Raw genomic sequence first — 18,127 nt, 5'->3', positions numbered from 1 at the left:
GTTTAGCCAAGTGCGGAAATATCGGCGACACCAAGGAACAGTCCTCTCAACCGGGCCAGCAGGGCATAGCGATTGGCGCGAACCGAAGCGTCCTCGGCGTTGACCAGCACCGCTTCGAAGAAGGCATCCACCGGACCGCGCAGGTGCGCCAGGCGTTCCAGCGCCTCGCGGTACTGGCGGGCGGCGGCGAGTGGCTGTACCGCCTGCTCGGCCTGCTGGATCGCCGAGTACAGCGAGAACTCGGTGGCGTTGTCGAACCAGCGCGGCTCGACCGCTTCGGGCAGCCTGGCCTCGAACTTGGCCAGCAGGTTGGATACGCGCTTGTTGGCCGCGGCCAGCGCCTCGGCCTCGGGCAGCCGGCGGAACGCCTGCACCGCCTGCACGCGCTGGTCGAAGTCCAGCGCCGAGCCCGGCTGCACGGCACGCACCGCGAGGTAGGCGGCGGTGTCGATGCCCTCGTCCTCGTAGCGCGCGCGCAGGCGATCGAAGATGAATTCCAGCACCTGGTCGGCCAGACCCTGCTGCTTGACCCTGTCGCCGAACTGGCCGATGGCGACGTTCACCGCCTCGACCAGGTCGAGGTCGAGCTGCTTCTCGATGAGGATTCGCAGCACGCCGAGGGCGGCGCGACGCAGCGCGTAGGGGTCCTTGGAGCCGGTCGGTAGCATGCCGATGCCGAAGATGCCGACCAGGGTGTCGAGCTTGTCGGCCACCGCCACCGCGGCGCCGGTCAGCGTGCCCGGCAGCTCGGCGCCGGCGCCGCGCGGCATGTACTGCTCATTGAGCGCCAGCGCCACGTCCTCAGGCTCGCCCTCGTGCAGCGCGTAGTAGTAGCCGGCGATGCCCTGCATCTCGGGGAATTCGCCGACCATCTCGGTGGCCAGGTCGGCCTTGCACAGCAGGCCGGCACGCGAGGCGCGCGCCCGGTCGCCGCCGGTGCGTTCGGCGATCAGCCCGGCCAGGCGCGAGACGCGCTCGGCCTTGTCGAACACGGTGCCGAGCTGGGCCTGGAACACCACGTTCTTCAGCCGCTCGTTGAAGCGTTCCAGCGGCTGCTTCTTGTCCTGCTTGAAGAAGAACTCGGCGTCGGTCAGGCGCGGGCGCACCACCTTCTCGTTGCCGGCGACGATCTGCGCCGGGTCCTTCGACTCGATGTTGGCCACGGTGATGAAGCGCGGCAGCAGCTTGCCGTCGGCGTCGACCAGGCAGAAATACTTCTGGTTGTCCTGCATGGTGGCGATCAGCGCTTCCTGCGGTACCTCGAGGAAACGTTCCTCGAACGAGCAGACCAGCGGCACCGGCCATTCGACCAGCGCGGCCACTTCATCGAGCAGCGCCGGCGGCACGATGGCCGTGCCGTTCTGCTCGGCCGCCAGCTGCTCGACGCGCTTGGCGATCAGCTCGCGGCGCTCGGTGAAGTCGGCGATCACATGGGCGCCGCGCAGGTCTTCAAGGTAGCTGGAGGGCTTGGAGATATGCACCTGAGCCGGGCTGTGGAAGCGGTGGCCGCGCGATTCGCGACCGGCGCGCTGGGCGAGGATCTCGCAGTCGAGCACCTGCTCGCCGAACAGCATCACCAGCCACTGGGTCGGGCGGACGAACTCGTCCTTGCGTGCGGCCCAGCGCATGCGCTTGGGAATCGGCAGGTTGGCGAGCGAGGTCTCGACGATGCCCGGCAGCAGCTGGGCGGCCGGCTGGCCCTCGATGGTGCGGCTGAACTTGAGCTTCGGCCCGCTGCGGTCGATCTCGGCCAGGTCCACGCCGCACTTGCGGGCGAAGCCCAGGGCAGCCTGGGTCGGCTCGCCCTCGGCGTTGAACGCGGCCTGCAGCGGCGGGCCGTCGAGGTTGACGCTGCGATCCGGCTGCTGGGTCGCCAGCTGCTCGACCAATACCGCCAGGCGGCGTGGCGCGGCGAAGACCCGGGCGCCGGCATAGCCGAGACCGGCGTCCTTCAGGCCCTTCTCGATACCGGCGAGGAAGGCATCGCCCAGGCTTTTGAGCGCCTTGGGCGGCAGCTCTTCGGTACCCAGTTCGACCAGAAAATCCAATGCACTCATTCTTGAGCCTCCAGCTTGGCCAGCACTTCGTCACGCAGTTCGGGAGTCGCCATCGGGAAACCGAGACGGGCCCGGGCCAGCAGGTAGCTCTGGGCGATCGAGCGCGCCAGGCTGCGCACGCGCAGGATGTACTGCTGGCGCGCGGTCACCGAGATGGCGCGGCGCGCGTCGAGCAGGTTGAAGGTGTGCGAGGCCTTGACCACCATTTCGTAGGCCGGCAGCGGCAACTCCAGGCCCATCAGCCGGTTGGCTTCGCTCTCGTAGAAATCGAACAGTTCGAACAGCTTGTCGACGTTGGCGTGCTCGAAGTTGTAGGTCGACTGCTCCACCTCGTTCTGGTGGAACACGTCGCCATAGGTCACGGTGCCGAACGGGCCGTCGGCCCAGATCAGGTCGTACACCGAGTCGACGCCCTGCAGGTACATGGCCAGGCGCTCGAGGCCGTAGGTGATCTCGCCGGTGACCGGGTAGCACTCGACGCCGCCGACCTGCTGGAAGTAGGTGAACTGGGTGACTTCCATGCCGTTGAGCCAGACTTCCCAGCCCAGGCCCCAGGCGCCGAGGGTCGGCGATTCCCAGTTGTCCTCGACGAAGCGCACGTCGTGCACGCTGGTGTCGACGCCGATGCGGCGCAGCGACTCGAGGTAGAGGTCCTGGATGTTGTCCGGGTTGGGCTTCAACACCACCTGGAACTGGTAGTAGTGCTGCAGGCGGTTGGGGTTCTCGCCGTAGCGGCCGTCGGCCGGGCGGCGCGAGGGCTGGACGTAGGCGGCGTTCCAGGTCTCCGGACCGATGGCGCGCAGGAAGGTGGCGGTGTGGAAGGTACCGGCGCCCATTTCCATGTCGTAGGGCTGCAGAACCACGCAACCCTGCTCGGCCCAGTAGCTCTGCAGGGCGAGGATCAGGTCTTGGAAGGTGCGCACGGCAGGCGTAGTCTGGCTCAAAATTTCACCTGTGCTGGGCTTCGACAGAAAGCCTCGAAGTATACCCGCGGCCCGCCTGTGGTTGCGATTGTTTCGGCCCGCCTGGCCGGCCGCCTGCGATGCGAGGAAAGCATGCCCCGTTGCGCCTGGTGCAGCGACGATCCGCTGTACATCCGCTACCACGACGAGGAATGGGGCGTGCCCACGCGTGACCCGCAGGTGCTCTTCGAATTCCTCCTGCTCGAGGGCTTCCAGGCCGGCCTGTCGTGGATCACCGTGCTGCGCAAGCGCGAGCGCTACCGGCAGGTGCTGTTCGGCTTCGATGCCGCGCGCCTGGCGAGCATGAGCGATGCCGAGATCGACGCGCTCATGCAGGATCCGGGCATCATCCGCAACCGCCGCAAGCTCGAGGCGGCGCGCAGCAACGCCCGGGCCTGGCTGGCCCTGGAGGACCCGGCGGCCTTCCTCTGGGCATTCGTCGACGGCCGGCCGCAGATCAACCGCTTCGCGCGCATCGATCAGGTGCCGGCCGTCTCCACCGAAGCCGCGGCCATGAGCAAGGCGCTCAAGCGCGCCGGCTTCAGCTTCGTCGGCCCGACCATCTGCTACGCCTACATGCAGGCCTGCGGGATGGTCATGGATCATCTGCTCGACTGCGAGCGGCATGCGGACCTCGCCAGGCCCGATGGCGACGACGTGCCGCGGGCCGGTCGCGCACCGGGTGCAAGCGGGTAAACTAGCGCTTTTGTTCGGGAGTCCGGCGTGGAAAAACTCAAAGGTGCCGTGGTGGTCTGGGTGCTGCGGCTGGTGGCACTGCTGCCCTGGCCGCTGGTGCAGGCGCTCGGCGCGGCGATCGGCTGGCTGATGTGGAAGCTGCCCAATCGCTCGCGCGAGGTGGCACGGATCAACCTCGGCAAGTGCTTTCCCGATCTCGACGAACAGGCCCGCGAGCGCCTGCTGGGCAAGAGCCTCAAGGGCATCGGCAAGACCTTCACCGAGAGTGCCTGCGCCTGGATCTGGCCGGCGGACAAGACCCTCGCCCTGGTCAAGCAGGTCGAGGGGCTGGAGGTGCTGGAGCAGGCGCTGGCCTCGGGCAAGGGCGTGGTCGGCATCACCAGCCACCTGGGCAACTGGGAAGTGCTCAACCACTTCTACTGCGCGCAGTGCAAGCCGATCATCTTCTATCGCCGGCCCAAGCTGAAGGCGGTGGACGAGCTGCTGCAGCGCCAGCGCGTGCAACTGGGCAACCGCGTCGCGCCCTCGACCCGCGAGGGCATCCTCAGCGTGATCAAGGAAGTGCGCCGCGGCGGCGCCGTGGGCATTCCCGCCGACCCCGAGCCCAGCGAAGGCAGCGGCCTGTTCGTGCCCTTCCTCGCCATCCAGGCGCTGACCAGCAAGTTCGTCCCCGGCATGCTGGCCGGCGGCAAGGCGGTCGGCGTGTTCCTGCATGCCGTGCGCCTGGAGGATGGCTCGGGCTACCGGGTGATCCTCGAGGCCGCGCCCGAGGGCATGTACAGCGAGGACGCCGAGACCGGCGTGGCGGCCATGAGCGCGATGATCGAGAAGTACGTGCGTGCCTACCCGACGCAGTACATGTGGACCATGAAGCGCTTCAAGAAGCGCCCGCCCGGCGAGCCGCGCTGGTACTGAGCGCCGCTGGCAGAACAACAACAAGGACGTCCAGCATGAGCAACCAGCGCCAGCATCCGCGAACCCCGCTCAGGGCGCGCATCCTGATCCGTCACGAATCCTTCGGCGAGCTGCTCGGGCAGACCCGCGACCTGTCCGACGCTGGCGTCTATGTCCACCATCCGCAACTGGCCGGCCTGGCGCCCGGGGCGATCGTCAGCGGCCAGCTGCAGGACCTGCCGATCCCCGCGCCGGTGCTGCGCCTGCGGGTCACTCGGGTGGATGAGGAGGGTGCCGGCCTGAGCTTCGTCGACGACCCGCTCAATCCGGCGTGAGCCGGCCGAGGCGCTTGAGGAACACGCTCATCTCGCGCTCGGCCTGCTTGTCGCCCTGCGCCGCGGCGGTGGCGATGCCCTGCTCCCAGGCCTGGCGGGCACCCTCGACGTCGCCGGCGGCCTGCAAGGCCTTGCCCAGCAGCTTCCACGCCGCCGAGTAGCGTGGGTTGAGCTCCACGCAGCGGCGCAGGTGCTCGGCCGCCCGGCCCGGCTGATCGGCATCCAGGTAACCCTTGCCCAGGCCCAGGCGCAGCATGGGGTTGTCGATGCCCTGGGCGAGCATTTTTTCCAGTGATTCGAGCATGGCGCACCTGCAATCTGGCTCGGCGAGCCTTCACTTTAGTGAAAAGCGCAGCGCCGGCAAACAGGCAGGCTGCGCCTCGCCGTCGCGTCAGTGGGCTTCGTTGACCGCGCTGAGGAACTCGCGGGTGCGCTCCTGCTGCGGATCGCCGAACAACGCTTCCGGCGTGCCCTGCTCGTGGATGCGGCCCTGGTGGAAGAAGCACACGCGATCGGCGAACTCGCGGGCGAAGCCCATCTGGTGGGTCACCATCAGCATGGTCAGGTTGTGTGCGTCACCGAGGCGGCGGATCACGTTGAGCACCTCGCCGCAGAGTTCCGGGTCGAGCGCCGAGGTCACCTCGTCGAACAGCATCACCTGCGGGCGCATCGCCAGCGCCCGGGCGATCGCCACGCGCTGCTGCTGGCCGCCGGAGAGCTGCGCCGGGAAGTGCTCGAGCTTGTCTTGCAGGCCGACCATCGCCAGCAGCTCCTCGGCGCGTTCGCGGGCCTCGGCCTTGGGCAGGCCGAGCACCTGCACCGGCGCCTCCATCACGTTGTGCAGCGCATCCATGTGCGGGAACAGGTTGAAGCTCTGGAACACCATGCCGACCTTGCCGCGCATGCGCCGCAGATGACGGCTGCTGGCGCGTACCAGCGCACCGTCCGGCCCGGACATGTGGGTCAGCGGCTCGCCGTCGACCTCGATCACGCCGTCGTCGATGTCCTCGAGCGTCATCAGCACGCGCAGCAGGGTGGACTTGCCCGAGCCGCTGGGGCCGATGATGGCGACCTTCTCGCCGGGGGCGACGTCCAGGTCGAGCTGGTCGAGCACGGTCAGCTCGCCGTAGCGCTTGGTCACGCCGGCGAAGCGCACCATCGGCTGCGCTGCGGGGGCGGCGAGTGGCATCTGCGGGGCGGTGTTCATCGGACAGGCTCCATTCGTTGTTCCAGGCGGCGCACGAACCAGGCGAGGCCGAGGCTGAGGATGAGGAAGAACAGGCCGACCAGGGTGATCGGCTCCAGGTAGCGGAAGCTCTCCGAGCCGATGTTCTTGGCCCGCTGCATGATTTCCACCACGGTGATCGCCGACAGCACCGGCGTGTCCTTGAGTATCGAGATCAGGTAGTTGCCCAGCGCCGGCAGCACCGGACGCAGCGCCTGCGGCAGGATGACGTCGCGGTAGGCGGTCCAGGGCCGCATGTTCAGCGCGGTGACGGCTTCCCACTGCGCGCGTGGCACGGCATCCAGGCCGGCGCGGTAGACCTCGGCGGTGTAGCAGGCGTAGTGCACGGCGATGCCGAGGATGCCCGCCTGCAGGGCACTGAGCTGGAAGCCGTAGTTGGGCAGCACGTAGAACAGGAAGTACACCTGGATCAGCAGCGGTGTGCTGCGGATGAACTCGATCAGCCCGGCGATCGGCCAGGCCAGCCAACGCAGGCGGCTGCGGCGGCCGAGGGCGAGGAACAGGCCGAGCACCACGGCGATGGCGAAGCCGGCCAGGGCGATGCCCAGGGTCGCGAGCGAGGCGTCGAGCAGGCGCGGCAGGATCTGCCAGGCGAAGGTCCAGTCGAAGAAGCTCATGCCAGCCCTCCCCGCGCCTGTCCGCGCGCCAGGCGTCGCTGCAGCAGGCGCATCAGCGCGTTGATCAGCTGCGCCAGGACGAAGTAGATCAGCAGCGCCGCGCCGAAGATCTCCAGGGTCATCAGCGTCGCCTGGTCCAGCTGGCGGGCGCGGAAGGCCAGGTCGGAGAGAGTGATCAGCGACACCAGCGAGGTGTTCTTCAGCAGCTCGATCAGCAGGTTGGTACCCGGCGGAATGGCTGCCAGCAGCGCCTGCGGCAGGATGATGCGGCGAAAGCGTGTGGCTGGCGGCATGTTCAGCGCCTGGCAGGCCTCGTGCTGGCCGGGGTTGACCGAGCGGATCGCGCCGCGCAGCACCTCGGCACCGTAGGCGCCGATGTTCAGGCCCAGGCCGAGCACCGCCACGGCGAAGGCGCTCAGTTCCACCTCGAAGGGCGGCATCGGCAGCACGAAATACAGCCAGAACAGCTGCACGAGCAGCGACGAGCCGCGGAAGACCTCGATGTAGGCGGTCGCCAGCCAGCGCAGCGGGGCGACCGGCGAGAGCCGCCCGAAGGCGCCGACGAGGGCACAGAGGATCGCCAGCAGCGAGCCCCAGAAGGTGACCTTCACGGTCACCCAGGTGCCTTCCAGCAGCAGGGGAAGGAGTTCGATCATGACCGGGTTCCGGTAGTGGGCGGTCCGGGCCGCGTCGCGCGCCCGCGGGAATGGGCGGGGACTCGGCTGGCGGGCGGCCGCTTGCAGGACGGGGCGCCGTCGCTGGCGCCCCGGCGGTTCAGCCGGCGCAGAGCTGTTCGGCAGTCTTGTCCGGCAGGTTGGAGCGGTCGAAGCCGAAGGCCTTCACGGTCTCCAGGTGCTCGTCGCTGCCCAGCCACTGCTTGAGCTCGGCGTTGACCGCGTCGCGCAGGGCGGCGTCCTGCGGGCGGAAGGCCAGCGCGCCGTAGCCGGCGCGCGCCGGGTCGTCCTGGAAGTCGGCGATGGCCTCGACCTGGCCGCCGGCCTTGTCGGCCAGGCCGCGCATGGTCAGCTGGGTACCGATCGCGGCATCGGCGCGCCCGGTGCGCACGGCCTGCAGCTGCGAGGTGGTGTCGGGGACCTGGAGGATCTGTGAATCCTTGATGCCGGCCTTGCGCGCATAGCCGAGGTTCACGGTGCCGGACATGATGGCGATCTTCACCGCCGGGTCCCTGGCGATGTCCTCGTAGCTGCGCAGGCCCTTGGGGTTGCCTTCGGCGACCAGCAGGGTGTCGAGCAGGCGGTAGTGCGGGTCGGTGAAGATCACCTGCTTGCAGCGCTCGGGGGTGATGTACATGCCGGCGGCGATGAGGTCGAAGCGGCCGGCGCGCAGGCCCGGAATCAGCGAACCCCACTCGGTCAGGACCGGCTTGATGGTCTCGACACCCATGCGTTCGAAGAGCTTCTTCACGATCTCCGGCGATTCGCCGGTGACCTTGCCGTCGAGTGCGGTGTAGGCGAAGGGGGTTTCGTTGGCGTAGCCGATGCGGACCCGGCTGTCCTGCTTGATGTCTTCCAGGGTATCGGCCTGGCTCTGGCTGCCGATCAGGATGCTCGCCAGGGCGCTGCAACCGATCAGGAACCGGCGGGTGTTTGACGGGATGGTGCTGATCCTCATGGGAAGTTCTCCTGTTCCTTGTAGAGACCCGCGAGCGGATCGTTATTCGTAGGAGGCGCTGTCTTAAGGGGGGACGAGCTGGAAAGAGAGACCTTCCGTATATGGAAAAGGTGCCTTCCTTCCGACCGTTCGATAGCTTTGGATAATCGTTGGCGACGGTGATGGCCTCGCGAATGTCCTTCGGCAGGGTACAAAAAACGAACCGAGATGGGAAATCGCGTGGTCAATTGAGGCGATCGGATGCGATTGGCTTGAATGCCGCCAAGCGGCGGCCGAGCGCTGGGGCAGGCTGATCGATTGAAGGAATTAAACGATGGCGGTGGGCGGTGGATGGCACCGCCCGCCGCTAGGCAGGCCCCGGACGTCAGCCCGGGGCGTGGCGGTGGCGCGCAGAAGGGATCAGAAGAAGGTCAGGCCGGCCTGGAACAGCCGTTCGACGTCGCGGATGTGGCGCTTGTCGGTGAGGAACAGGATCACGTGGTCGCCAGACTCGATCAGGGTGTCGTCGTGGGCGATCAGCACCTCTTCGGCACGGATCACCGCGCCGATGGTGGTGCCCGGCGGCAGGGCGACCTTGCCGATGGCGCGGCCGACCACCTTGCTCGAGCGGGCATCGCCGTGGGCGACCACCTCGATGGCCTCGGCCGCGCCGCGGCGCAGCGAGTGCGCGCTGACGATGTCGCCGCGGCGCACGTGGGTCAGCAGCGTGCCGATGGTGGCCAGCTGCGGGCTGATGGCGATGTCGATCTCGCCGCCCTGTACCAGGTCGACGTAGGCCGGGTTGTTGATGATGCACATCACCTTGCGCGCGCCGAGGCGCTTGGCCAGCAGCGACGACATGATGTTGGCCTCGTCGTCGTTGGTCAGGGCGAGGAACACGTCCGCCTCGTTGATGTTTTCCTCCTCCAGCAGGGCGCGGTCCGAAGCGCTGCCCTGCAGGATGATGGTGCTGTCCAGGGTGTCGGACAGGTAGCGGCAGCGCGCCGGGTTCATCTCGATGATCTTGACCTGGTAGCGGCTCTCGATGGCCTCGGCCAGGCGCTCGCCGATGTGGCCGCCGCCGGCGATGACGATGCGCTTGTAGTTCTCGTCGAGCCGGCGCATCTCGCTCATCACTGCCCGGATGTGCCCACGCGCGGCAATGAAGAACACCTCGTCGTCGGCCTCGATCACCGTATCGCCCTGCGGCAGGATCGGGTGGTTGCGGCGGAAGATCGCGGCGACGCGGGTGTCCACGTTCGGCATGTGGTGGCGCAGCTGGCGCAGTTCCTGGCCGACCAGCGGGCCGCCGTAGTAGGCGCGCACGGCCACCAGCTGGGCCTTGCCACCGGCGAAGTCGATCACCTGCAGCGAGCCGGGGTGCTCGATCAGCCGCTTGATGTAGTTGGTCACCACCTGCTCCGGGCTGATCAGCACGTCCACCGGGATGGCTTCGTTCTGGAACAGCCCCGAATGCACCAGGTAGGCCGCCTCGCGCACGCGGGCGATCTTGGTCGGCGTGTGGAACAGGCTGTAGGCGACCTGGCAGGCGACCATGTTGGTCTCGTCGCTGTTGGTCACCGCCACCAGCATGTCGGCGTCGTCGGCGCCGGCCTGGCGCAGCACGGTGGGAAAGGAGCCGCGGCCGACCACGGTACGGATGTCCAGGCGATCGCCCAGGTCGCGCAGGCGGTCGCCATCGGTGTCGACCACGGTGATGTCGTTGGCCTCGCTGGCCAGGTGTTCGGCCAGGGTGCCGCCGACCTGGCCGGCACCGAGAATGATGATCTTCAAGACTGGACTCCCGAAACGGCGTTATCGCCTGCCTCGCCGCGTGGCTGCGCGGCGATCTTGATCAGTTTGGCGTAGTAGAAGCCATCGTGCCCGTCCGCCTGCGGCAGCAGCTGCCGGCCATGCGCCTGCGGCACGCCGAAGCCAGGCGGCAGCGCCAGCTCGCGGGCGCCGGGGGTGCGCGCGAGGAAGGCGCCGATCACCTCGCGGTTCTCGGTCGGCAGCACCGAGCAGGTGGCGTAGAGCAGCACGCCGCCGACCTCCAGGGTCGGCCACAGTGCATCGAGCATCTCGCCCTGCAGCGCGGCCAGCGCCGGGATGTCGTCGGCCTGGCGGGTCAGCTTGATGTCCGGGTGGCGACGAATCACCCCGGTGGCCGAGCAGGGAGCATCGAGCAGGATGCGCTGGAACGGCCGGCCGTCCCACCACTGCGCCGTGGCACGGGCGTCGGCGACGACCAGGTCGGCGCCGAGCTGCAGGCGCTCGAGGTTCTCGCGCACCCGCGCCAGGCGCTTGGGCTCGAGGTCCAGGGCGAGCAGCCCGGCCAGCCGTGGCTCGCGCTCGAGTAGGTGGCAGGTCTTGCCGCCCGGCGCGCAGCAGGCGTCCAGTACGCGCTGGCCGGGCGCCAGGTCGAGCAGCGCGGCGGCCAGCTGGGCGGCCTCGTCCTGCACGCTGACCCGCCCTTCGGCGAAGCCCGGCAGCTGCTGCACGTCGCAGGGGCTGGCCAGGCGGATGCCGTCCTCGCTGAACGGGCAGGCGAAGGCCTCGATGCCGGCGGCCTGCAGCTCGGCGAGATACTGGTCGCGGCTGGCCTGGCGATGATTGACCCGCAGCATCAGCGGCGGGTGCGCGTTATTCGCCGCGCAGATGGCTTCCCAGTGCTCGGGCCAGTGCGCCTTGAGCGCCTTCTGCAGCCAGCGCGGGTGGGCGACGCGGATCACCGGGTCGTGTTCCAGTTCGGCCAGCAGCGCCTCGCCCTCGCGCTGGGCCCGGCGCAGCACGGCATTGAGCAGGCCCTTGGCCCAGGGCTTCTTCAGCTTGTCGACGCAGCCGACGGTCTCGCCGATGGCCGCATGCGCCGGGATGCGCGTGTAGAGCAGCTGGTAGAGGCCGACCAGCAGCAGCGCCTCGACGTCGCGGTCGGCGGCCTTGAACGGTTTCTGCAGCAGCGCATTGGCCAGGCCGGCCAGGCGCGGCTGCCAGCGCGCGGTGCCGAAGGCCAGTTCCTGGGTCAGGCCGCGGTCGCGAGCGTCCACCTTGCCGAGCACCTCGGGCAGGCTGCTGCCCAGCGATGCCTTGCCGCCGAGCACCGCCGCCAGCGCGCGGGCCGCCGCCAGGCGTGGGTTCATCGGCCGAGCACCAGGCCGGGCGCGAACTGCTCGCGGCGGCTGTTGTACAGGTCGGCGAAGTCCAGCGGCTTGCCGCCGGGCAGTTGCAGGCGGGTCAGCGTCAGCGCGCCCTCGCCACAGGCGACGGTCAGCCCTTCCTTGCCGGCGGCGAGGATCAGCCCGGGCTCGCCCTGCCCTTCGCCGAGGCGCGCGGCATGGAGCTTCAGCGTTTCGCCGGCCAGCGTGCTATGGCAGATCGGCCAGGGGTGGAAGGCGCGCACCAGCAGCTCCAGCTCGAGCGCCGGGCGCGTCCAGTCGATGCGCGCCTCGTCCTTGCTCAGCTTGTGCGCGTAGGTGGCCAGGCTGTCGTCCTGCACCTCGCCGCGCAGCTCGCCGGCCGCCAGCCTGCCCACGGCCTCGACCACCGCCTGGGAACCGAGCACGGCCAGGCGATCGTGCAGGCTGCCGCCGGTGTCTTCGGCGCTGATCGGCGTGCCGACCTTGAGCAGCATCGGCCCGGTGTCCAGCCCCGCCTCCATCTGCATCACGGTGACGCCGCTCTCGCGGTCGCCGGCCTCGATCGCGCGCTGGATCGGCGCGGCACCGCGCCAGCGCGGCAGCAGCGAGGCATGGCTGTTGATGCAGCCCAGCCGCGGGATGTCGAGTACCGCCTGCGGCAGGATCAGGCCATAGGCGACCACCACCATCAGGTCCGGCTGCAGCGCGGCCAGCTCGGCCTGGGCCGCCGGCTCACGCAGGGTCGGCGGCTGCAGCACGGGGATGTCGTGCTGCAGGGCGAGCTGCTTGACCGGGCTGGGTGCAAGCTTCTGCCCGCGCCCGGCGGGGCGGTCCGGCTGGGTGTACACGGCGACCACCTCGCGGCCGGCCTGCAGCAGGGCCTGGAGGTGCTGGGCGGCGAATTCGGGAGTGCCGGCAAAGACGATACGCATGGGGGACTCGCTACGAAAAAGGCTTGCCGGAGCAAGCCTTTTGGCTGATTCAGGGGGGCGGTCAGGCCTGCTGCCGGTGCAGCTTTTCCAGCTTTTTCTTGATCCGATCGCGCTTGAGACTGGAAAGATAGTCGACGAACAGCTTGCCGTTGAGGTGATCGCACTCGTGCTGGATGCACACCGCCAGCAGGCCCTCGGCGATCAGCTCGTAGGGCTGGCCATCGCGATCCAGCGCCTTGACCTTCACCTTCTGCGGCCGGTCGACGTTCTCGTAGAAGCCCGGCACCGAGAGGCAGCCCTCCTGGTACTGGTCCATCTCGTCGGTCAGCGGCTCGAACTCGGGGTTGATGAAGACCCGCGGCTCGGACTTGTCCTCGGACAGGTCCATGACCACCACGCGCTTGTGCACATTGACCTGCGTCGCCGCCAAGCCGATGCCCGGGGCGTCGTACATGGTCTCGAACATGTCGTCGATCAGCTGGCGGAGGGCGTCGTCCACCGCCTCCACCGGCTTGGCGATGGTGCGCAGCCGCGGATCGGGAAACTCAAGGATGTTCAGAATGGCCATATGCGTTTGTGATGCACTTATGGAATAAAGTCAAAAGCCGCTGATAAGATGCCCGGCAGCTTCGGAACCGGCTAGACGCCGCGTTCTACAAGGGTTTGCGGCGCTGGGCGCCTCAGGCGAAGGCACATCATAAAGGGATTCACCATATGAGGAAATCACTACTCGCCCTGCTGCTGGTGGCCGCCAGCGGGCTCGCCCAGGCCGACGTCCAGCTCAAGGAAGGCTATCCGCAGCGCTATACGGTAGTGAAAGGCGATACCCTCTGGGACATCTCCGCGCGCTTTCTGCGCCAGCCCTGGAAGTGGCCGGAACTCTGGCACGCCAACCCGCAGATCGACAATCCGCACCTGATCTACCCCGGCGACAGCCTGAGCCTGGTCTACGTCGATGGCCAGCCACGGCTGATGCTCAACCGTGGCGCCAGCCGCGGCACCATCAAGCTGTCGCCGGGCGTGCGCACCACGCCGATGGCCGAGGCCATCCCGACCATCCCGCTGGAGGCGATCAACAGCTTCCTGCTGAGCAACCGCATCATCGATTCGCAGGAAGAGTTCCTGGCTGCGCCCTACATCGTCGCCGGCAACGCCGAGCGGGTGATCAGCGGCGCCGGCGACCGCATCTACGGGCGCGGCGACTTCTCCGCCGAGATTCCGGTCTACGGCATCTTCCGCCAGGGCAAGAGCTACACCGACCCCAATACCGGCGAGTTCCTCGGCATCAATGCCGATGACGTCGGCACCGTCGAGGTCCAGCAGACCGAAGGCGACATCGCCACGCTGGAACTGACCCGCACCACCCAGGAAGCGCGCATCGGCGACCGCCTGTTCGCCAGCGAGGAGCGCGCGGTCAACTCCACCTTCATGCCGAGCGCGCCGGCCAGCGAGATCGACGGCCTGATCATCGACGTGCCGCGCGGCGTCACGCAGATCGGCCAGCTCGACGTGGTGACCCTGAACAAGGGGGCGCGCGACGGCCTCGCCGAGGGCAACGTGCTCGCCGTGTACAAGACCGGCGAGACGGTGCGCGACCGGGTGACCGGCGAGAACGTCAAGGTTCCCGACGAGCGTGCCGGCCTGCTCATGGTGTTCCGCACCTACGACAAGCTCAGCTACGGCCTGGTGTTGCAGGCCACCCGCTCACTGGCGGTGAACGACAAGCTGCGCAACCCCTGATGGTCCCGAGCCCCGCCGATGCGGGGCTCGCTGTTTCTGCATGACGGCGCGCGGATGCGCCGCCCCGGACAAGGAATGTCCCGCCATGAACCGCATTTCCCCCGCCGAACTCGAGGCGCGCCTGCGCCTTCACCTGCTTCCCGAACTCGGCCCGCGGCGCCTGCAGCGCCTGCTCAGTGCCTTCCCTGACGCCTGCTCGGCGCTGAGCGCGCCGGCCGCCGCCTGGCGCTCGCTGGGCCTGCCGGCCAGCTGTGCCGAACCGCGGCGCAGCGCCGGGATTCGCGAGCGGGCCGGCGCCGCCCTCGCCTGGCTGGAGCAGCCGCATCGGCACCTGCTGGCCTGGGACGACCCGCGCTACCCGGCCCTGCTCGCCGAACTGCCGGATGCGCCGCCGCTGCTGTTCGTCGAGGGCGACCCCGCGCTGCTGGAAACGCCGCAGCTGGCCATGGTCGGCAGCCGGCGGGCCTCGCGCCCTGGCCTGGACAATGCCGCGGCGTTCGCCCGTAGCCTGGCCGGTGCCGGCTTCAGCATCACCAGCGGGCTGGCGCTGGGGATCGACGGCGCGGCCCACCAGGGCGCGCTGGATGCCGGCGGCAAGACGGTCGCCGTGCTCGGTACCGGGCTGCAGCGGCTGTATCCGCGCCGCCATCTGCGCCTGGCCGAGGCCATCATCGCGGGCGGTGGCGCGCTGGTCTCGGAACTGCCGCTGGATTGCGCCCCGCAGGCCAGCAACTTTCCGCGGCGCAACCGCATCATCAGCGGCCTGTCGCTCGGCGTGCTGGTGGTCGAGGCCAGCCCCTCCAGCGGCTCGCTGATCACGGCCCGGCTGGCCGCCGAACAGGGCCGCGAGGTCTATGCCATCCCTGGCTCGATCCACCATCCCGGGGCGCGCGGCTGCCACCAGCTGATCCGTGACGGCGCGACCCTGGTGGAAAGCGTCGAGGACGTGCTGCAGGGCCTGCGTGGCTGGCAGCAGCTCGCCCCGGCCGCGCCGCCGAGCAGCGCCGGTGCGGCCGCAGCGCATCCGCTGCTGCGCCAGCTGCTGGCCGGCGCCCTGAGCAGCGAGGCGCTGGCCGTGGCCGTCGACCGGCCGCTGGCCGAGGTGCTGGCGCAGCTGACCGAACTGGAGATCGAGGGCCGGGTCGGCAACGACAACGGCCTCTGGTCGGCGCGCATCGGCTGAGGCTGAGGCTGCGGCCGCTGGCCGGCTTGGCTAAACTGCGGCGATTTTTTTCCGTCCGGGGGTCGTGATGACAGGCGAGTGGCGTTTGCAGCAGGTGGCGCGTGTGGTCCGGCAGGGCGGCGTGATCGCCTATCCGACCGAAGCGGTGTGGGGGCTGGGTTGCGATCCGTGGGACCGCGAGGCGGTCTACCGCCTGCTCGAACTCAAGGACCGCCCGGTGGACAAGGGCCTGATCCTGGTTGCCGACTGCATGGAGCGCTTCGACTTCCTGCTGGATGACCTGCCGCGCAGCTGGCGCGAGCGCCTGGCACGCAGCTGGCCGGGGCCCAACACCTGGCTGGTGCCGCACCAGGACCGCCTGCCGCAGTGGATCACCGGGCGCCACGACAGCGTCGCGCTGCGCGTGACCGATCATCCGCTGGTGGCGCGCCTGTGCGCACTCACCGGGCCGCTGGTGTCCACCTCGGCCAACCCGGCCGGCCGGCCGGCGGCGCGTTCGGCGTTGCGCGTGCGGCAGTATTTCGGCGATCAGCTGGACCACATCTTCTGCGGGCCGCTGGGCGGGCAGCGCAACCCCAGCACCATCCGCGACCTGCGCAGCGGGCAGCTGATCAGGGCCAGCTAGCGGCAGGCGCGGGAGGCTGGCCGGCGATCGGCGCGCCGCCCGCCCGCCTTCAGGGCAGCAGCACCGTCGAGCCGACCGTGGCGCGGCCGGCCAGCTGGCGCTGGGCCTCGGCGGCTTCGGCGAGCGGGTAGCGCTGGCCGATCTCGACCTGGATCCGGCCGCTGGTGATCATCTCGAACAGCTCGTCGGCCATCATCTGCAGGCGCTCGGGGGTGTCGGCGTAGCCGGCCAGGGTCGGCCGGGTGACGAACAGCGAGCCCTTCTGCGCGAGGATGCCGAGGTTGACCCCGGCGACCGGCCCGGAGGCATTGCCGAAACTGACCAGCAGGCCGCGCGGCGCGACGCAGTCCAGCGAGATCTCCCAAGTGTCCTTGCCGACCGAGTCGTAGACCACCGGGCACTTCCTGCCCTCGGTCAGCTCCAGCACCCGCTGCACCACGTCCTCGCGGCTGCGGTCGATGGTCGCCCAGGCGCCCAGGGCCTTGGCCCGCTCGGCCTTTTCCGCCGAGCCGACCACGCCGATCAGGCGGGCGCCCAAGGCCTTGGCCCACTGGCAGGCGATCGAGCCGACGCCACCGGCGGCGGCGTGGAACAGCAGCGTCTCGCCGGCCTGCAGCGGATGGATCTGGCGCAGCAGGTACTGGCTGGTCAGGCCCTTGAGCATCACCGCCGCGGCCTGCTCGTAGCTGATCGCCTCCGGCAGCCGCACCAGGTAGCGTGCCGGCAGGCAATGGTGCTCGCCATAGGCGCCCAGCGGCCCGGTGGCATAGGCGACGCGATCGCCCACGCGGACGCTGTCGACGCCCTCGCCCACCGCCTCGACCACGCCGGCGGCCTCGTTGCCCAGGCCCGACGGCAGCGCCGGCGGCACGTAGAGGCCGGTGCGGAAGTAGGTGTCGATGAAGTTCAGGCCGATGGCGTGGTTGCGGACCAGCACCTCGCCGGCGCCCGGCCTGGGCGGCTCGACGTCGACCAGCTCGAGGACTTCCGGCCCGCCGTGCCGGCTGAATTGGATGCGCTTGCTCATGTCGACTCCGAAGGACTGGGTGAGCGGCTATCCAACCTGCCCGGGCCTGCTTTCGTCAATCTTTCGGGTGCTATGCTTGCCGGCCGATCCGCCTCCGCCCGTCCGGCACCCGCCGTGGCCGGCGCCCTTGCCATGGGAAACCTGCCGTGAACGAACAGATCGACGCCGTCAAAGCCTATCTGCTGGACCTGCAGGAGCGCATCTGCGCCGCGCTGGAGGCCGAGGACGGCTCGGCGCGCTTCGCCGAGGACGCCTGGACCCGCCCGGCCGGCGGTGGCGGGCGCACCCGGGTGATCGAGAACGGCACGCTGATCGAGAAGGGCGGCGTGAACTTCTCCCATGTCTTCGGCGCCGGCCTGCCGCCGTCGGCCAGCGCCCACCGCCCGGAGTTGGCCGGACGCGGCTTCCAGGCGCTCGGCGTGTCGCTGGTGATCCACCCGCAGAACCCCTACGTGCCGACCTCGCACGCCAACGTGCGCTTCTTCATGGCCGAGAAGGAGGGCGAGCCGCCGGTCTGGTGGTTCGGCGGCGGCTTCGACCTGACGCCCTATTACGGCTTCGACGAGGACTGCGTGCACTGGCACCGGGTGGCACGCGACGCCTGCGCGCCGTTCGGCGCCGAGGTCTACCCGCGCTTCAAGCAGTGGTGCGACCGCTACTTCTACCTCAAGCACCGCGCCGAGCCGCGCGGCATCGGCGGGCTGTTCTTCGACGATCTCAACCAATGGGACTTCGACACCAGCTTCGCCTTCATGCGCGCGGTCGGCGATGCCTACCTCACGGCCTACCTGCCGATCGTGCAGCGCCGCAAGGCGATGCCCTACGGCGAGCGCGAGCGCGAGTTCCAGCAGCTGCGCCGCGGCCGCTACGTCGAGTACAACCTGGTCTACGACCGCGGCACGCTGTTCGGCCTGCAGTCGGGCGGGCGTACCGAGTCGATCCTCATGTCGCTGCCGCCGCTGGTGCGCTGGGGCTACGACAAGCACCCCGAGCCTGGCACGCCCGAGGCGCGGCTGACCGAGTACTTCCTGCAGGAACGCGACTGGTTGCAGGAGCGGTAACGCC

19 protein-coding genes are annotated in these 18,127 nt (G+C 69.2%); 7 read left to right on the top strand and 12 right to left on the bottom strand.

Going from position 1 to position 18,127, the window contains the following annotated elements; all coding sequences use genetic code 11:
- Window positions 1-2 precede the first annotated feature (2 nt).
- The gene (gene glyS, locus L3N39_RS01180; RefSeq protein ID WP_237255387.1) at window positions 3-2,057 is read right to left on the bottom strand and encodes a glycine--tRNA ligase subunit beta; all 2,055 of its coding nucleotides are present in this window, start codon (window positions 2,055-2,057) and stop codon (window positions 3-5) included.
- Window positions 2,054-3,001, bottom strand: a complete 948-nt coding sequence (glyQ, locus tag L3N39_RS01175; protein WP_237255386.1) for a glycine--tRNA ligase subunit alpha — start codon at window positions 2,999-3,001, stop codon at window positions 2,054-2,056. The genes glyS and glyQ overlap by 4 nt, the downstream gene beginning before the upstream one ends.
- A gap of 111 nt (window positions 3,002-3,112) precedes the next feature.
- Here glyQ and L3N39_RS01170 point away from each other — a divergent pair, with 111 nt between their 5' ends.
- Genes L3N39_RS01170 through L3N39_RS01160 form a run of 3 tightly spaced genes read left to right on the top strand, consistent with a single transcriptional unit; the run spans window position 3,113 to window position 4,944 of the window.
- Window positions 3,113-3,715 carry a DNA-3-methyladenine glycosylase I gene (locus L3N39_RS01170; RefSeq protein WP_237255385.1) on the top strand — a complete coding sequence of 201 codons (603 nt, stop codon included), beginning with the start codon at window positions 3,113-3,115 and terminating at the stop codon, window positions 3,713-3,715.
- Window positions 3,716-3,742: 27 nt separating this feature from the next.
- The gene (locus L3N39_RS01165; protein WP_237255384.1) at window positions 3,743-4,630 is read left to right on the top strand and encodes a lysophospholipid acyltransferase; all 888 of its coding nucleotides are present in this window, start codon (window positions 3,743-3,745) and stop codon (window positions 4,628-4,630) included.
- A gap of 35 nt (window positions 4,631-4,665) precedes the next feature.
- Window positions 4,666-4,944, top strand: coding sequence for a PilZ domain-containing protein (locus tag L3N39_RS01160; RefSeq protein WP_237255383.1), 279 nt, complete (start codon window positions 4,666-4,668; stop codon window positions 4,942-4,944).
- Here L3N39_RS01160 and L3N39_RS01155 read toward each other — a convergent pair.
- From L3N39_RS01155 to def, 9 genes are all read right to left on the bottom strand, one after another.
- Window positions 4,931-5,248 carry a tetratricopeptide repeat protein gene (locus L3N39_RS01155; RefSeq protein WP_237255382.1) on the bottom strand — a complete coding sequence of 106 codons (318 nt, stop codon included), beginning with the start codon at window positions 5,246-5,248 and terminating at the stop codon, window positions 4,931-4,933. The two genes, L3N39_RS01160 and L3N39_RS01155, sit on opposite strands and share 14 nt — an antisense overlap.
- 87 nt (window positions 5,249-5,335) lie before the next feature.
- The gene (gene ehuA, locus L3N39_RS01150; protein ID WP_284691915.1) at window positions 5,336-6,151 is read right to left on the bottom strand and encodes an ectoine/hydroxyectoine ABC transporter ATP-binding protein EhuA; all 816 of its coding nucleotides are present in this window, start codon (window positions 6,149-6,151) and stop codon (window positions 5,336-5,338) included.
- Window positions 6,148-6,807, bottom strand: a complete 660-nt coding sequence (gene ehuD, locus L3N39_RS01145; protein ID WP_237255381.1) for an ectoine/hydroxyectoine ABC transporter permease subunit EhuD — start codon at window positions 6,805-6,807, stop codon at window positions 6,148-6,150. Before ehuD ends, ehuA begins: the two co-directional genes overlap by 4 nt.
- The gene (ehuC, locus tag L3N39_RS01140) at window positions 6,804-7,463 is read right to left on the bottom strand and encodes an ectoine/hydroxyectoine ABC transporter permease subunit EhuC (RefSeq protein WP_237255380.1); all 660 of its coding nucleotides are present in this window, start codon (window positions 7,461-7,463) and stop codon (window positions 6,804-6,806) included. The genes ehuD and ehuC overlap by 4 nt, the downstream gene beginning before the upstream one ends.
- Before the next feature lie 118 nt (window positions 7,464-7,581).
- On the bottom strand, window positions 7,582-8,439 hold the full coding sequence (gene ehuB, locus L3N39_RS01135; protein WP_237255379.1) for an ectoine/hydroxyectoine ABC transporter substrate-binding protein EhuB: 858 nt from the start codon (window positions 8,437-8,439) through the stop codon (window positions 7,582-7,584).
- 399 nt (window positions 8,440-8,838) lie between these two features.
- The gene (gene trkA, locus L3N39_RS01130) at window positions 8,839-10,212 is read right to left on the bottom strand and encodes a Trk system potassium transporter TrkA (RefSeq protein WP_237255378.1); all 1,374 of its coding nucleotides are present in this window, start codon (window positions 10,210-10,212) and stop codon (window positions 8,839-8,841) included.
- On the bottom strand, window positions 10,209-11,558 hold the full coding sequence (rsmB, locus tag L3N39_RS01125) for a 16S rRNA (cytosine(967)-C(5))-methyltransferase RsmB (protein ID WP_237255377.1): 1,350 nt from the start codon (window positions 11,556-11,558) through the stop codon (window positions 10,209-10,211). Before rsmB ends, trkA begins: the two co-directional genes overlap by 4 nt.
- Entirely contained in the window at window positions 11,555-12,487 is a 933-nt protein-coding gene (gene fmt, locus L3N39_RS01120; RefSeq protein ID WP_237255376.1) for a methionyl-tRNA formyltransferase, read from the bottom strand. Before fmt ends, rsmB begins: the two co-directional genes overlap by 4 nt.
- A gap of 61 nt (window positions 12,488-12,548) precedes the next feature.
- Window positions 12,549-13,055 (bottom strand): peptide deformylase, encoded by a 507-nt coding sequence (gene def / locus L3N39_RS01115; RefSeq protein ID WP_237255375.1) that lies wholly within the window; start codon window positions 13,053-13,055, stop codon window positions 12,549-12,551.
- A gap of 146 nt (window positions 13,056-13,201) precedes the next feature.
- Between def and L3N39_RS01110 the strand changes: the two genes are divergently transcribed.
- The 3 genes from L3N39_RS01110 (at window position 13,202) to L3N39_RS01100 (ending at window position 16,035) form a co-directional block, all read left to right on the top strand.
- A complete protein-coding gene (locus L3N39_RS01110; RefSeq protein ID WP_237255374.1) occupies window positions 13,202-14,227 on the top strand; it encodes a LysM peptidoglycan-binding domain-containing protein in 1,026 nt (341 codons plus the stop codon).
- A gap of 85 nt (window positions 14,228-14,312) precedes the next feature.
- Window positions 14,313-15,410: a DNA-processing protein DprA gene (gene dprA, locus L3N39_RS01105; protein ID WP_237255373.1), complete on the top strand. Its 1,098-nt coding sequence runs from the start codon at window positions 14,313-14,315 to the stop codon at window positions 15,408-15,410.
- 67 nt (window positions 15,411-15,477) lie between these two features.
- The gene (locus tag L3N39_RS01100; RefSeq protein WP_237255372.1) at window positions 15,478-16,035 is read left to right on the top strand and encodes an L-threonylcarbamoyladenylate synthase type 1 TsaC; all 558 of its coding nucleotides are present in this window, start codon (window positions 15,478-15,480) and stop codon (window positions 16,033-16,035) included.
- Between the two features lie 49 nt (window positions 16,036-16,084).
- Here L3N39_RS01100 and L3N39_RS01095 read toward each other — a convergent pair whose 3' ends face one another.
- Window positions 16,085-17,062 (bottom strand): quinone oxidoreductase family protein, encoded by a 978-nt coding sequence (locus tag L3N39_RS01095; protein ID WP_237255371.1) that lies wholly within the window; start codon window positions 17,060-17,062, stop codon window positions 16,085-16,087.
- Window positions 17,063-17,208: 146 nt separating this feature from the next.
- Between L3N39_RS01095 and hemF the strand changes: the two genes are divergently transcribed.
- Window positions 17,209-18,123: an oxygen-dependent coproporphyrinogen oxidase gene (hemF, locus tag L3N39_RS01090; RefSeq protein WP_237255370.1), complete on the top strand. Its 915-nt coding sequence runs from the start codon at window positions 17,209-17,211 to the stop codon at window positions 18,121-18,123.
- The last annotated feature ends 4 nt before the right edge of the window (window positions 18,124-18,127 follow it).

The sequence above is a fragment of the Pseudomonas oligotrophica genome (assembly GCF_021726475.1).
Taxonomy (GTDB): Bacteria; Pseudomonadota; Gammaproteobacteria; order Pseudomonadales; family Pseudomonadaceae; genus Stutzerimonas; species Stutzerimonas oligotrophica.
The sequence above is the reverse complement of the archived record's forward strand: the minus strand, read 5'-3'. Positions and strand labels throughout refer to the sequence as shown.